Below are 14,126 nucleotides of genomic sequence, written 5' to 3' on the forward strand. Positions count from 1 at the left end.
TTATACCTCGGCGTACATGCGGCCAGGGTTGAAGATGCCCTGGGGGTCGAGTTGGTTCTTCAGCTGGCGCTGGTAGCGCAGCAGCGGTGCCGCCAGCGGCTGGAAGGGCTGGGCGTGACCGGCGGCGAAGCAGGTGGCATGGCCGCCGAGCTTGGCCGTCACGCGCTGGATCAGCTCGCCGTCGGCGTCGGTTTTCAGCCAGCGTTGTGCGCCGCCCCAGTCGATCAGTTGGCGGCCGGGCAGGTCGAGGAGGCCACTGTTGGCCGGCAGCGACAGACGCCACAGCGTGCCGCTGGCGCTGAAGAACGGCAGGCGCTGTTCGCGCAGCTCATGCCAGTAAGCGTTGTCGATCTCCTCGCCACCCAGGCGCTGGCGCGCGGCCTGTACCGAGCCTTCGCCGCCTTCCAGGCGCAGGTGCAGGGCCGCACCGTCATGGCTGGCGGCGCTGATCGGCAGCGGTTGCTGGCCCCATTCGGCGAGTTTGTTCAGTGCATGCAGGGCGTCCACTTCCAGGCGCAGGCTGAGCACCTGGCGCGGCTTGGGCAGCACCTTGATCGATACCTCGGTGAGCAGGCCCAGGCAGCCGAAGCTGCCAGCCATCAGGCGCGACAGGTCGTAGCCGGCGACGTTCTTCATCACCTCGCCACCGAAGCGCAGCAGCTTGCCCTGGCCGGTGATTACCCGGGTGCCGAGCACCTGGTCACGCACCGACCCGGCCCAGGGGCGGCGCGGGCCGGACAGCCCGGCGGCGACCATGCCGCCAAGGGTGGCGCCATCGCCCAGGTGCGGCGGTTCGCATGGCAGCATCTGGTTATTGGCCTGCAGCGCTGCCTCGATCTCGGCCAGCGGCGTGCCGGCACGAGCGGTCAGTACCAGCTCGGTCGGGTCATAGCTGACGATGCCGCGGTGCATGCGGGTATCGAGCACTTCGCCGGTGGTGGCGCGACCCAGATGAGCCTTGCTGCCACTGCCCTGGATGCGCAGGGGCGTGGCGCTGTTGAGTGCGTGGTTGACCTGTTCCAGCAACGCGGCGCTGGCGTCGAAATCCTGCGACATCAGAAACGCTCCAGTTCCGGGAAGGGCAGTTGGCCGTGGTGCACGTGCATCGCGCCGAATTCGGCGCAGCGGTGCAGGGTGGGGATGTTCTTGCCCGGATTGAGCAGGCCGCCGGGGTCGAACGCCGCCTTCACCGCGTGGAACAGGGTGATCTCGTCGCTGTTGAACTGCGCGCACATCTGGTTGATCTTCTCGCGGCCCACGCCGTGCTCGCCGGTGATGCTGCCGCCGACCTTGACGCAGAGTTCGAGGATCTTGCCGCCGATGGCTTCGGCGCGCTCCAGCTCGCCGGGTACGTTGGCATCGAAGAGGATCAGGGGGTGCATGTTGCCGTCGCCGGCGTGGAACACGTTGGCCACGCGCAGGCCATATTCCTCGGACAGCTCGGCGATGCCGCGCAGCACGCCCGGTAGCTCGCGGCGCGGAATGGTGCCGTCCATGCAGTAGTAGTCCGGCGAGATGCGCCCGACCGCCGGGAAGGCGTTCTTGCGCCCGGCCCAGAATTTCACCCGTTCGGCTTCGTCACGGGCCAGGCGCACTTCGGTGGCGCCGGCTTTCTCCAGCACCTCGCGCACGCGCTCGCAGTCATCGGCGACGTCGGCTTCCACGCCGTCCAGCTCGCAGAGCAGAATGGCTTCGGCCTCCACCGGGTAGCCGGCGTGGATAAAGTCTTCGGCGGCGCGAATGGCCAGGTTGTCCATCATCTCCAGGCCGCCGGGGATGATGCCGGCGGCGATGATGTCACCGACCGCGCGGCCGGCCTTTTCCACCGAGTCGAAGGCGGCCAGCAGGACCTTGGCCACCTGCGGCTTGGGCAACAGCTTGACCGTCACCTCGGTGACGATACCGAGCATGCCCTCGGAGCCGGTGAACAGCGCCAACAGGTCGAACCCCGGCGCGTCCAGCGCGTCGCTACCGAGGGTCATGAACTCACCTTCGACGGTGAGGATGTCGACCTTGAGCAGGTTGTGCACGGTCAGGCCGTATTTCAGGCAGTGCACGCCACCGGCGTTTTCGGCGACGTTACCGCCGATCGAGCAGGCGATCTGCGAGGACGGGTCCGGGGCGTAATACAGCTCGAAGGGCGCGGCGGCCTGGGAGATCGCCAGGTTGCGCACACCGGGCTGGACCCGGGCGAAGCGGCCTTCGCGGTTGATCTCGAGGATCTGGTTGAAGCGCGCCATGACCAGCAGGATGCCTTTCTCCAGCGGCAGCGCACCGCCGGACAGGCCGGTGCCGGCGCCGCGCGCCACCACTGGCACGCCGCGGGCATGACAGAGCTTGAGCAACTGCTGCACCTGCTCGATGCGTTCGGGCAGCACCACCAGCATGGGCGTGGTGCGGTAGGCGGACAGGCCATCGCACTCGTAGGGCTTGAGGTCTTCCTGGGTGTGCAGGATGTCGAGACCGGGCAGGCACTGACGCAACTCCGTCAGCAGGGCGGCCTTGTCGACCTCGGGTAGCGCGCCGTCGACGCGCTCGTCGTACAGAATGCTCATGGCAGGCTCAATCGTGAACGTTGTTTTTATGGATGGTCATGCTGCGACCATGCGCCGCATCTTCAGCCTGCCTTCGTCTATCAGTCCATCGTCTTCCATACTGGTAGGACCAGTTTCTTTCTCCAGGCTTTCACACCAAAGTCTCTAAAGCGCTTATTCTCTTGAGCCTTGCTGGTCGATCCAGGGCGGATCGGGCAGGGTTGTTGAACTGGTACGACCAGTTATGACGAGGGCGAAATGGACGCGAATCTGAACGCCGCACGACGGCAGGTGAGTGATGTGGTCGCCGAACGTATCGAGCGGCTGATCGTCGATGGTGTGCTCAAGGTCGGGCAGCCGCTGCCATCGGAGCGGCGCCTGTGCGAGAAGCTGGGCATCTCCCGCTCGGCGCTGCGCGAAGGGCTCAAGGTGCTGCGCGGGCGCGGCATCATCGAGACCGCGCAGGGCCGCGATTCACGCGTGGCCAAGCTCAGCGGCGAGCGCGACGCCAGCCCGCTGATGCATCTGTTCGGTTCGCAGCCGCGCACGCTCTACGACCTGCTGGAGGTACGCGGCCTACTCGAAGGCGAGTCGGCGCGGTTGGCGGCGCTGCGTGGCACCGATGCGGATTTCGTCCTGCTGACCCGGCGTTACGAAGAGATGCTCGCCGCGCACACCCAGGAGAACCCGGTCGACCCGCGCGAGCATGCGCGTCTCGACCATGCCTTCCACCTGGCCATCTGCGAGGCTTCGCACAACCCGGTGCTGGTGCACACCCTGCAGTCGCTGACCGACCTGATGCTCAGCACCGTGTTCGCCTCGGTGAACAACCTCTATCACCGCCCGGCGCAGAAGCGTCAGATCGACCGCCAGCACTCGCGGCTGTACCACGCGGTGATCGAACGCCTGCCGGAGCAGGCCCAGCGTGCCGCGCGTGATCACATCAACAGCATTCGTGACAACCTGCAGGAGATCGAGCAGGAAGAGCAGCGCCTGGTGCGCGCCACCATGCGTCTGGAAGGCTGGGCGTAGGGCGGGTTAAACCCGCCCTACATATTTGTGGGAGGGGCTTTAGCCGCGACCCGCCAGACCCGCTCGCCGCTGAAGCGCCTTCCAGGTGGTGTGGCACTCTACCTGAAGGTGCTGGTCACCACGCCTTCTTCCACCACCTGCGCCTCGATCACTTTCTGGCTGCCGAGGTTGCGCACGCGGATCACTTCGCCTTCGCGACCATTGGCCAGCGCCTCGCCGGTGGCCGAGGCGGAGATGCCGTCCTGGCTGGCGACGATGGTCACCTGCTGGCCACGGCGAACCAGCAGCGGCGCGGCCAGCAGGTTCGGCGCGATCAACTGGCCGGCGCGCACGCGGCGCTTGGCGCCCTGACCGATGACATCGGCGGCGTCGCTGTAGAAGCCGCGCGGCGTCTTGCCGATATTCACCTCCTGCATCTGCAACTGCTCGGCCGTGATGGTCTGGCCGCGCTCGATCACGCGCGCGGCATGCACCACCGGCAGGAATACGCTGGCCTGCACCAGTGCGGTGACGCTCCAGCCCGGGTTGTCTGCACAGCTCAGCTCCAGACGTTGGCGTGACAGCGGCGAGAGATCGCTGCTGCTGGCCGTCACGCTCGGCATCTGGGTGCAGGCTGGCAGGCGGTCGGCGCTATTGAGCAGGCTGGTGTCGAGCCTGTGGCGTTGGCCTTGCCAGGCCTGGCGACTGGCTTCTTCGGCGAGCTTGTCCCGCATGTACGTGGCCACCGCCTGGTCGATCTGGCTGGCAGCTGTCGCCTCGACCTGCGCGGTCGCCGAGGTGCATACGGCGAAGAGGAAAAGCAGCGACGCGCAGGCGGAAAAAACCTTTCCGCTTTTATTCCTGGCGCCTGCTCGATGCGGAAAAAGGGCGACACAGAAGCCCCTGATTGATCTTGAAAATCCCTGATAAATCAATGGAATACGGCTCTCTCATGGGTTGGGCACGCTTTGTGCTCAAGGCACCTGGGCACAACCTTGGGTTAAGGGTACCGGTGAATGAGTATACGGATTGATGACGTGGTGGGCCTGCACTCGCGGGCCATCGAGCTGCGCATGCAGCGCAGCGAGATTCTCGCCGCCAACCTGGCCAACGAAGACACGCCGGGCTTTCTCGCCCGTGACATAGACTTCGCCGGCGAGATGCAGCGCCTCGACCCGCAGCAAGCGTTCACTGCCAGCACGGCGGATCTCAAGTACCGCGTGCCGACCCAGCCGTCGCAGGACGGCAATAGCGTCGAGTTGAGTGTGGAACAGGCCGCGTTCTCCAAGAACAGCATGGACTTCCAGACCAGCCTGACCTTTCTCAGCATGAAATTCCGCGGTCTGAAACAGGCCATCGAGGGACGCTGATCATGGCTTTCGACTCCATCTACCGTATCGCCGGCTCGTCGATGAATGCGCAGACCGTGCGCCTCAACACCGTCGCCAGCAACCTGGCCAACGCCGACTCGGCCGCGGCCAGTGCCGATGACGTTTACCAGGCGCGCAAGCCGGTGTTCGCCGCCGTCTACAACAACGACCAGCTGACCCGCAGCGCCGGTATGGGCGGCGCGCATGTGCAGGTGCTCGATGTGGTCACGGCCGGTCGTGAGCCGGTACGCCGTTATGAGCCGGACAACCCGCTGGCCGACGACCAGGGCTACGTGTTCTACGCCGATATCGACCAGATCGAGGAAATGACCGACATGATGTCGGCCACCCGCAGTTTCGAGACCAGTGTCGAGGTGCTCAACCGCCTGAAAAGCATGCAGCAAGGTCTGCTCAAGCTCGGAGAATCCTGATGGCAGCGGTCAGCAACAACAGCCAGAACAACCCTGCCTACGGTATCGACGAGGCGGTGAAACAGTCGGTCAACGTCAGTGACGCGACCCAGCTGGAAAACAACTTCCTCACCCTGATGGTCGCGCAGATCCAGAACCAGGACCCGACCAAGCCGGTGGACAGCACCGAGTTCCTCAACCAGTTCGCCGCCATGAGTCAGGTCAAGAGCCTGGAAAACATGGCCTCGCTGAGCAAGAGCAACCTGGTGCTGCTGGACAACCTGCAGACCCTCACCGCCTCAGGCCTGGTCGGCCAGGAGGTGAAGGTGGCGACCGAGCAGCTGGAGCTGAACCAGGACAAGGTCAGGGGCGAGATCAACCTGGAGCATGCCGCCGGCGCGTTGGCCCTGGTGCTGACCGATAGCAACGGCGTGAAGAAGGAGATCGACCTCGGCTCTCAGGCGCCGGGGAGCGTCCAGTTCGAGCTGGACCCCAAGGCCCTTGGCCTGGCGCCGGGCAGCTACAAGGTCGAGGTCAAGAGCGACAGTGGCGAGTACCCCAAGGTCGAGGTGGCCGGGCGCGTTACCCAGGTGCGCGTCAGCGCCGAAGGCCCGGTACTGGAAGTCGTCGGCGTTGGCTCCGTGCCCTTTTACAACATCACCGAATTCGGCCAGACGCAGACCGCCGGTCTGCTCTGAACCTTCCCGCTCGTTCAATTCAAGGGTCCAGTCGCCATGAGTTTCAATATCGCCATGACCGGCCTCAGCGCCGTCAACGAACAGCTCAACACCATCAGCCACAACATCGCCAACGCCGGCACCACCGGTTTCAAGTCGTCGCGCACCGAGTTCGGCAGCATCTACGCCGACAGCCAGGCGATGGGCGTCGAGGTGCTGGCCACCACCCAGAGCATCAGCCAGGGCGGTTCCCTGGTGACCACCGGGCGCAGCCTGGACCTGGCGATTTCCGGCGGCGGTTTCTTCGTCACCCGCGACACCAATGGCGACCTGAGCTACACCCGCGCCGGCGTGTTCGGCGCCGACAAGGACAACAACATCGTCAACGCCGCCGGGCAGACCCTGCAGGGTTATCCGGTGGACGCCGCCGGCAACCTGCTGGTCGGCGCCATGGGCGACCTGCAGCTGCAGAACGCCAACCTGCCGGCCCGCGCCACCGACACCCTGGCCTTCGTCATGAACCTGGACTCCAACCAGACGGTGCCGGCCACTGCGCCGTTCGACCCGGCGGACGTCAACACCTACAACTCCACCTACACCACCAAGGTGTTCGACTCCCAGGGCAAGGAACACACCCTCACCCAGTACTTCGTGAAGACCGGTGACAACACCTGGGCTGCCCATTACTACCAGGGCAACACTGCCGTCGGCGGCCCGCAGGCGTTGACCTTCGGCACCAACGGCACGCTGACCGCGCCGGCCGGTCCGGTCAACGTCGGTTTCGCCCTGCCCGGTGTCGACCCGATGGCGATCGCCATCGACTACAGCAACTCCAGCCAGTACGGCTCCGATTTCGTCGTCACCAGCAACCGCGCCAGCGGTTATGCCGCGGGCGAGCAGACCGGCCTGTCGGTGGAGAAGGACGGCATGGTCTACGCCAACTACAGCAACGGCCAGCGCATGCTCCAGGGCCAGGTGGCACTGGCCACCTTCGCCAATGCCGGCGGCCTGAAGAACATCAGCGGCACCGCCTGGGTGGAGACCGCCGATTCCGGCGCCGCGCTGATCGGTGTGCCGGGTGTCGGCCCATTCGGTGAGCTGGTGGCCGGTTCGCTGGAGAACTCCAACGTCGACCTGACGCAACAATTGGTCGGCCTGATGGAGGGCCAGCGCAACTACCAGGCCAACACCAAGGTGCTGACCACCAACAAAGAACTCACCCAAGTGCTGTTCGGCGCGATCTGAGGCTGACCCATGGACCGTCTCGGCTACACCGCCATGACCGCTGCCAGCCGCACCATGAGTTCGCTCACGGTGCGCGCCAACAACCTGGCCAACGTCAACACACCCGGTTTCCGCGCCGATCTGGAACAGGCCCAGGCCGTTGCCGTGGAAGGCTACGGCTACGACAGCCGGCACCTGGCGCGGGTCAAGAACAACGGCGTCAACCTGGCGCCCGGTGAGCTGATGGCCACCGGCCGCGACCTCGACGTGGCGATCCAGGGCCGTGGCCTGTTCGCCGTCGAGGGCGATGACGGCGCCGAGCGCTACACCCGCAACGGTGCGCTGCAGGTCGATGCCGAGCTGCGCCTGACCCTGAACGGCCGCGCCGTGCTGGGCGAGGGTGGCCCCATCGTGCTGCCCGAATACGACAGCCTGCATATCGGCCGTGACGGCACCGTGTCGGTGATCCCGCGCGGTGATTTCGTGACCGCCGAGGTCGACCGCATCCGCGTGGTCGACGTCGATGCCGCCGACCTGAGCAAGGATGCCAGCGGCCTGTTGCTGCGCAGCGATGGCCAGCCGGCCGAGGATATGGAAGCGCCGGTACTGGTGTCCGGCTACCTGGAAGCGAGCAACGTCGGTGCCATCGACCAGCTGGTGGCGACCATGAGCCTGAACCGGCTGTTCGAGACCCAGGTGAAGATGATGAAGGCCGCCGAGGACCTGTCCGAAGCCGGCAACCGGATGATTCGCGGCAGTTGATGGGGACGGCCGTAGGGTGGGTTTCAGCCCACCGGCTCGCCCTGGGGTTGAAAGCACACGACGAGTAGCCCGGATGCAATCCGGGAACGATTTCCCCGGAGCGCATCCGGGCTACAGAGGAGACACGACATGAGTTCCGCACTTTGGGTCAGCAAGACCGGCCTGGCCGCCCAGGACAAGGCCATGAGCGCCGTGGCCAACAACCTGGCCAACGTCAACACCAACGGCTTCAAGAGCGACCGCGTGGTGTTCGAGGACCTGTTCTACGCCATCGAGTTACAACCAGGCGCGCAGGCTGATGAGGTCAACACCGTACCCTCGGGCATCCAGCTCGGCAGTGGCGTGCGCGTGGCCGGTACGCAGAAGGTGTTCACCGAAGGCAGCATCCAGACCACCGGCCAGCCGATGGACCTGGCGATCATCGGTGCCGGTTTCTTCCAGGTGGAAGCGCCCAACGGCGACATCTACTACACCGAGAACGGCCAGCTGCAGCTCAACGCCGAAGGCATGATCGTCAATTCCCAGGGCCTGCCGCTGACCCCGGCCATCGAAGTGCCGGCCGGTAGCAGCCGCTTCACCGTGGGCAGCGACGGCATCGTCACCGCCGTGCTGGCGGGCGACACCCTGCCATCGGAGCTGGGCCAGATCACCCTGGTCAACTTCACCAATCCGGGCGGCCTCGAAGCCCTCGGCGGCAACCTCTACCGCGAGACGGTGGCCAGCGGTGAGCCGGTCGAAGGCGTGCCGGGCGAAGAGGGCCTGGGCAATCTCAAGCAGGGCGTGCTCGAAGGCTCCAACGTACAGGTGGTCGAGGCCATGGTGGCGATGATCTCCATCCAGCGCGCCTACGAGGCCAACGCCAAGGTGCTCGACGCCGCGTCGGGCATGCAGCAGTTCCTCAACCAGACCGTGTGATCGTCATGAAGCGCCTGATCCCGCTCGCTCTGTTTCTGGCCCTCGGCGGCTGCGCCAGTTTCAACGAGATGCTCCCCGACGAGGACTCCAGCCACTACGAGCCCTTGCCGCTGGACTACAGCGTGCCGCCGACCACCGGCGGTGGGCTGTTTCGCAGCGGCTACAGCGGCTCGCTGATCGGCGACAGGCGTGCGGTGCGGGTCGGCGACATCCTTACTGTGGTGCTCGACGAGTCCACCCAGTCGAGCAAGAGCGCCGGCACCAGCTTCGGCAAGAAGTCCGGGGTTTCCGTGGGCATCCCCACCGTGCTCGGCAAACAGTACGACCAGCTGGAGAGCTCCGCCGAGGCCGAGCGCGACTTCAACGGATCGGCGCGCAGCTCGCAGCAGAACACCCTGCGTGGCTCCATCGCCGTGACCGTGCACCAGGTGCTGCCCAACGGCACCCTGCTGATCAAGGGCGAGAAGGCCCTGCGCCTGAATCAGGGTGACGAGTACATCCGCCTGGTCGGCCTGGTGCGCATGGATGACATCAACCGCGCCAACCAGGTGTCCTCGCAGAACGTGGCCAACGCACGTATCTCCTACGCCGGCCGTGGCGTGCTCAACGACAGCAACTCGGCGGGCTGGCTGACGCGCTTCTTCACCCATCCGCTGTTCCCGCTCTGAGGCCCGAACATGCTCAAACGCACACTCGTCGTCCTGCTCCTGACCTGGCCGCTGTCGACCAAGGCCATACCCCTGATGGACCTGGTGGACGTCGAAGGTATCCGTGGCAACCAGCTGATCGGCTACGGTCTGGTGGTCGGCCTGGATGGCACCGGGGACAAGAATCAGGTCAAGTTCACCAGCCAGTCGGTGACCAACATGATCAAGCAGTTCGGCATCAACCTGCCGCCGAACGTCGATCCGAAGCTGAAGAACGTCGCCGCCGTCACCGTTACGGCAGAAATTCCGCCGTCCTACAGCCCGGGGCAGACCGTGGACATCACCGTTGCTTCGCTGGGCGATGCCAAGAGCCTGCGCGGTGGCCAGTTGCTGATGACCCCGCTGCAGGGCGTCGACGGCGAAACCTATGCCCTGGCCCAGGGCGCCATCGTCGTCGGTGGCCTCAATGCCACCGGGCAGAGCGGCTCCAGCGTGGCGATCAACTCCGCCAACAGTGGCCGTGTACCCAATGGCGCCACCGTCGAGCGGATGATCCCCAGCGATTTCAGCACCCGTGACGAGGTCATGCTCAACCTGCGCCAGCCCAGCTTCCAGACTGCCGCCAAGGTGGTCGAGGCGGTCAACGGCCGTTTCGGCAGCGGCACCGCCAGTGCCCTGAACTCGACCAAGATCGCCATTCGCGCGCCCGTCACCAGCACCCAGCGCATCGGTTTCATGGCCATGCTCGAAGGCCTGGAGGTGGAAGAAGGCCGCGAGCGGCCGAAGGTGGTGTTCAACAGCCGCACCGGCACCGTGGTGGTTGGCCAGGGTGTGCGGGTCAAGGCTGCCGCCGTGGCCCATGGCACCCTGACCGTGACCATCAGCGAGAACCCGCAGGTCAGCCAGCCCAATGCGTTCTCCGGCGGCCAGACCGCCATCACGCCGAGCTCTGACGTAGCCGTCAGCCAGGACAAGAACGCCATGTTCAAGTGGCCCGAAGGCGCCAGCCTGGACAGCATCATCAACACCGTGAACAGCCTCGGCGCCACCCCGGACGATGTCATGAGCATCCTCCAGGCGCTGGAACAGGCCGGTGCCCTCAACGCTGAACTGATCGTGATCTGAGCCATGAGCATCGTTTCCCTCGCCCAACACATGAACAGCCATCGTGGCAGCGCCGATGGCATCGGCACCGCCCGTGAGCAGCAACTGCAGGCCGCCGCCGAGCAATTCGAGGCGCTGTTCCTGCAACAGATCCTCAAGCAGATGCGCAAGGCCAGCGACGTGCTCGCCGAAGGCAACCCGATGCGCAGCCGCGAGATGGACACCATGCGCGACTTCTACGACGAAGTGCTGGCCGAGACCCTGGCCGGACGCAAGCAGACCGGTATCGCCGACATGCTGGTCAAGCAGCTGTCCGCTGGCGGCGACAGCGCGGCGGACCTGAGCGCGGCGGCCGCCGCTGCCCGTTCGGCGGAACTGCCGCAGCGCTCTTCCAGCAGCCTGCTGGAGCCGCTGCGCAGCACCTGGCAGCGTGGAGTCGACAGCCTCGGCAAGATCCTGGGCAAGGGCTCGGCGGGTTTTGTCGCGCTGGTCGATCGCGTCATCCAACAGGAGTCGGCCGGCCGTGTCGACGCTGTTTCGCCCAAGGGCGCACGCGGCCTGATGCAGCTGATGCCGGACACCGCGCGGGAAATGGCCGCCGAACTCGGTCTGCCGTTCGACGAGACGCGGCTGACCTCGGACGCCGCCTACAACAAGCGCCTCGGCAGTGCCTATCTGGACAAGATGCTGCAGCGCTACGACGGCCATCAGGCGCTGGCGCTGGCGGCCTACAACGCCGGCCCGGGTCGGGTCGACGAGTGGCTGAAGGTCAATGGCGACCCGCGCACTGGCGAGATCGCCACTGGTGCCTGGATCGAGCGCATCCCCTTTCAGGAAACTCGCGACTACGCGCGCAAGATCCTCGGTGATCTGGCCAGGACCGAGATGCCGACCAACAACGATGCTCAGGCCAGCAGCCCGCTCAGCGCGCAGACCCGCCAGCAGTTGGCCAGCGCGTTGAGCGCCGACAGCGGCCTGCTGCTGGGCGCCGTTGCCGGCAAGCAGGTACTGGCGCGCGACGAATTTAAGTCCGGCGACGATTCCGTCGCCCTGTCTTCGGTAACAGCCCAATTCGCTGCCGACGACGCCCGTGCGCCGCGTCTGGCGGCCTTCGCTCAGCCGATGCGCTTCGAGCGTCAGGAGTCCTGATTCGTGAGCATCCTCAACCAGATCGCCTACAGCGGTGTGCGTGCCAGCCAGGTAGCCCTGGCCACCACCGGGCAGAACATCGCCAACGTCAACACGCCGGGCTTCAGCCGTTTGCAGACCATCACCGGCTCGCTGGCCGGGCAGGGCGGTCTGAGCGTCGGTGGCGGTGTCGAGGTGATCAGCATCCGCCGCATGACCAGCGAATTTCATAACCAGCAGCTATGGCGCGCGACCACCGAGCAGAATTTCTACGGCGCCTCGCAGCAGTACCTGACTGCGCTGGAGGCGCTGATGTCCGGCACCGGTTCGAGCATCAGCGCCGGCCTCGACCAGTTTTTCGCCGCGCTCAGCGAAGCCAGTGCCACGCCAGGCTCGATTGCCCTGCGCCAGCAGATCATCAGCGAGGCCGGCAACCTGGCGCAGCGTTTCAATGGCCTGAGCAGCAACATCGACGCGCAGGTCAAGGCGCTGCAGGAGCAGCGCACGGCCATGGCCACCGAGATCAACGGCCTGACCGAGAACATCGCGCTGCTGAACAAGAAGATCGTCGAAACCGAGTCGGTCAAGGGCGACAGCACCGCGCTGCGCGATCATCGCGAAAGCCTGATCGGTCAGCTCAGCCAGTTCGCCAAGTTGCGCATCAACGAAGTGCCGGATGGCTCGGTCAGCGTTGCCCTGTCCAATGGCCAGCCGCTGGTGGCCGGCCCGACCGCCGGCCAGCTCAAGGTGGCGATGACTGCGAGCGGCGAGCAGGAAGTCAGCCTGGCGTTTGCCGGCACCAGCTTCCCGCTGCGTCAGGACGGCTTCGGTGGCGCCTTCGGCGGGCTTCACGATGTCGAGTACAACAGCCTGCGGCCGAATCAGGACGCCCTGCACGACATGGCCAGCCAGCTGGCGCAGATGGTCAACGACGTGTTGGCCAGCGGCTTCGACCTCGACGGCAACCCCGGCCAGCCGCTGTTCGTCTACGACCCTAGCAGCACCACGGCGCTGCTGCGCGTCGAGCCCCTGAGCGCCGAGCAGCTGGCGTTCTCCTCGGCGGCTGGTGAAACCGGTAACAACGAGGTGCTGCTGGACCTGCTCGGCCTGAAGAACCAGACCATCACCCTGAACGGCAGCCAGGTCACGCTCAACGATGCCTACGCCGGCCTGCTCGGCCAGGTCGCCAGCGACAGCCGGCAGAACCAGGCCGATTTGAAGTCCGCCACGGCCGTGACCCAGCAGGCGCAGTCGCAGCGCGATAGCGTCAGCGCGGTGAGCCTGGATGAGGAGGCGGTCAACCTGATGACCTACCAGCAGGCCTACCAGGCCAACATGAAGGTGATCAGCACCGCCAACCAGTTGTTCGACGACATGCTTTCCGCGTTCTGACGCGGCTTCGGAGAGATCCAGCCATGATGCGCATCACCAACTCGCAGATCACCTCGATGATGCACAGCTCGATGAACGCCAGTTCCGCCGAGCTGGGCAAGCTGATGCAGCAGATGGCGACCAGTCAGCGCATCCTGCTGCCATCCGATGACCCCATCGCCAGCGTGCGGGTGCTGCGCGTGCAGCGCGAAGAGGCGAGCCTGGAGCAGTTCCGCAAGAACATCGCCAACGTCTCCGGCAGCCTGTCGACCCAGGAGGCCAACCTCAAGTCCACCTCCGACGCCATGCTCAACGTGCGTGATCTGCTGCTGTGGGCGGCCAACGGCTCCAACACCAGCGAGGACCTGTCCGCCATGGCCGGTGAGCTGTCGATCATCGAGGACACCATCTTCAGCTTCGCCAACGTGCGTGACGAGGAGGGCCGCTACCTGTTCTCCGGCACCTTGAGCGACACCCCGGCGCTGGCCTTCGACGCTGCGACCCAGAGCTACAGCATCACCGGCAACGACAAGCACCGCCAGGCCGCCGTGGCCAATGGCGTGCTGGTCGACGAGAACGTCACCGCCGCCAGCGTTTACGGCGCGGGCGTGGGCGTGCTCAACGAGCTGCGCGGCCTGATCAACACCCTGCAGGACCCGGCGCTGGACGTCACCGACCCGGCCGTACGCCAGCAGATCGTCGCGACCCTGGGCGCTCTGGACGAGGCACATGGGCGCGTGATGGGCTCGATCACCGAACTGGGCGGGCGGCAGAATGCCCTGACCCTGCTGACCGACAGCAACGAGGACGTGTCGCTGGTCAACCAGAAGATCGAAGGCGAGCTGTCGCAGCTGGACTATGCCGGCGCCACCATCGACCTGAACAACTACCAACTGGCGCTGGGGGCGACGCAGAAGACCTATCTGAAGATCAACCAGATGTCGCTGTTCAGCCTGCTGTAAGGAGTGACATT

The 14,126-nt window shown here is 65.6% G+C and carries 16 protein-coding genes; 13 read left to right on the plus strand and 3 right to left on the minus strand.

What is annotated here, in order from left to right:
* Both glcE and glcD read right to left on the minus strand, forming a co-directional pair.
* Nucleotides 1-1,056, minus strand: coding sequence for a glycolate oxidase subunit GlcE (glcE, locus tag PCLY_RS00105; protein WP_061237133.1), 1,056 nt, complete (start codon nucleotides 1,054-1,056; stop codon nucleotides 1-3).
* Nucleotides 1,056-2,555, minus strand: a complete 1,500-nt coding sequence (glcD, locus tag PCLY_RS00110; RefSeq protein ID WP_061237135.1) for a glycolate oxidase subunit GlcD — start codon at nucleotides 2,553-2,555, stop codon at nucleotides 1,056-1,058. Before glcD ends, glcE begins: the two co-directional genes overlap by 1 nt.
* A 237-nt stretch (nucleotides 2,556-2,792) precedes the next feature.
* On the opposite strand from glcD, the gene glcC reads away from it, so the two are divergent.
* Nucleotides 2,793-3,566, plus strand: a complete 774-nt coding sequence (gene glcC, locus PCLY_RS00115; protein WP_061237137.1) for a transcriptional regulator GlcC — start codon at nucleotides 2,793-2,795, stop codon at nucleotides 3,564-3,566.
* A gap of 98 nt (nucleotides 3,567-3,664) precedes the next feature.
* On the opposite strand, the gene flgA is transcribed toward glcC, so the two are convergent.
* Nucleotides 3,665-4,279, minus strand: coding sequence for a flagellar basal body P-ring formation chaperone FlgA (gene flgA / locus PCLY_RS00120; RefSeq protein WP_269451507.1), 615 nt, complete (start codon nucleotides 4,277-4,279; stop codon nucleotides 3,665-3,667).
* Here flgA and PCLY_RS25100 point away from each other — a divergent pair.
* The 12 genes from PCLY_RS25100 (at nucleotide 4,278) to flgL (ending at nucleotide 14,115) form a co-directional block, all read left to right on the plus strand.
* Nucleotides 4,278-4,472, plus strand: a complete 195-nt coding sequence (locus PCLY_RS25100) for a hypothetical protein (protein WP_231740091.1) — start codon at nucleotides 4,278-4,280, stop codon at nucleotides 4,470-4,472. The genes flgA and PCLY_RS25100 overlap by 2 nt on opposite strands.
* An 89-nt stretch (nucleotides 4,473-4,561) precedes the next feature.
* Nucleotides 4,562-4,915, plus strand: a complete 354-nt coding sequence (gene flgB / locus PCLY_RS00125) for a flagellar biosynthesis protein FlgB (RefSeq protein WP_061237139.1) — start codon at nucleotides 4,562-4,564, stop codon at nucleotides 4,913-4,915.
* 2 nt (nucleotides 4,916-4,917) lie between these two features.
* On the plus strand, nucleotides 4,918-5,346 hold the full coding sequence (gene flgC, locus PCLY_RS00130; protein WP_061237142.1) for a flagellar basal body rod protein FlgC: 429 nt from the start codon (nucleotides 4,918-4,920) through the stop codon (nucleotides 5,344-5,346).
* Nucleotides 5,346-6,023 carry a flagellar hook assembly protein FlgD gene (gene flgD / locus PCLY_RS00135; protein ID WP_061237144.1) on the plus strand — a complete coding sequence of 226 codons (678 nt, stop codon included), beginning with the start codon at nucleotides 5,346-5,348 and terminating at the stop codon, nucleotides 6,021-6,023. Before flgC ends, flgD begins: the two co-directional genes overlap by 1 nt.
* A gap of 36 nt (nucleotides 6,024-6,059) precedes the next feature.
* Complete coding sequence (flgE, locus tag PCLY_RS00140) at nucleotides 6,060-7,247, plus strand: flagellar hook protein FlgE (RefSeq protein WP_061237146.1); 1,188 nt, start codon at nucleotides 6,060-6,062, stop codon at nucleotides 7,245-7,247.
* 9 nt (nucleotides 7,248-7,256) lie between these two features.
* Nucleotides 7,257-7,988 carry a flagellar basal body rod protein FlgF gene (locus tag PCLY_RS00145; RefSeq protein ID WP_061237148.1) on the plus strand — a complete coding sequence of 244 codons (732 nt, stop codon included), beginning with the start codon at nucleotides 7,257-7,259 and terminating at the stop codon, nucleotides 7,986-7,988.
* Between the two features lie 129 nt (nucleotides 7,989-8,117).
* Complete coding sequence (flgG, locus tag PCLY_RS00150) at nucleotides 8,118-8,903, plus strand: flagellar basal-body rod protein FlgG (protein WP_061237150.1); 786 nt, start codon at nucleotides 8,118-8,120, stop codon at nucleotides 8,901-8,903.
* A gap of 5 nt (nucleotides 8,904-8,908) precedes the next feature.
* Nucleotides 8,909-9,571 carry a flagellar basal body L-ring protein FlgH gene (flgH, locus tag PCLY_RS00155; protein WP_061237371.1) on the plus strand — a complete coding sequence of 221 codons (663 nt, stop codon included), beginning with the start codon at nucleotides 8,909-8,911 and terminating at the stop codon, nucleotides 9,569-9,571.
* A gap of 9 nt (nucleotides 9,572-9,580) precedes the next feature.
* On the plus strand, nucleotides 9,581-10,675 hold the full coding sequence (locus tag PCLY_RS00160; RefSeq protein WP_061237153.1) for a flagellar basal body P-ring protein FlgI: 1,095 nt from the start codon (nucleotides 9,581-9,583) through the stop codon (nucleotides 10,673-10,675).
* 3 nt (nucleotides 10,676-10,678) lie between these two features.
* Nucleotides 10,679-11,803, plus strand: a complete 1,125-nt coding sequence (locus PCLY_RS00165) for a lytic transglycosylase domain-containing protein (protein ID WP_061237155.1) — start codon at nucleotides 10,679-10,681, stop codon at nucleotides 11,801-11,803.
* A 3-nt stretch (nucleotides 11,804-11,806) separates the two neighbouring features.
* The gene (flgK, locus tag PCLY_RS00170) at nucleotides 11,807-13,174 is read left to right on the plus strand and encodes a flagellar hook-associated protein FlgK (RefSeq protein WP_061237157.1); all 1,368 of its coding nucleotides are present in this window, start codon (nucleotides 11,807-11,809) and stop codon (nucleotides 13,172-13,174) included.
* A 23-nt stretch (nucleotides 13,175-13,197) separates the two neighbouring features.
* Nucleotides 13,198-14,115, plus strand: coding sequence for a flagellar hook-associated protein FlgL (gene flgL / locus PCLY_RS00175; RefSeq protein ID WP_082767984.1), 918 nt, complete (start codon nucleotides 13,198-13,200; stop codon nucleotides 14,113-14,115).
* Nucleotides 14,116-14,126: the final 11 nt, after the last annotated feature.

Origin of the sequence: Ectopseudomonas composti, assembly GCF_001567565.1 — a bacterium.
GTDB lineage: Bacteria > Pseudomonadota > Gammaproteobacteria > Pseudomonadales > Pseudomonadaceae > Aquipseudomonas > Aquipseudomonas composti_A.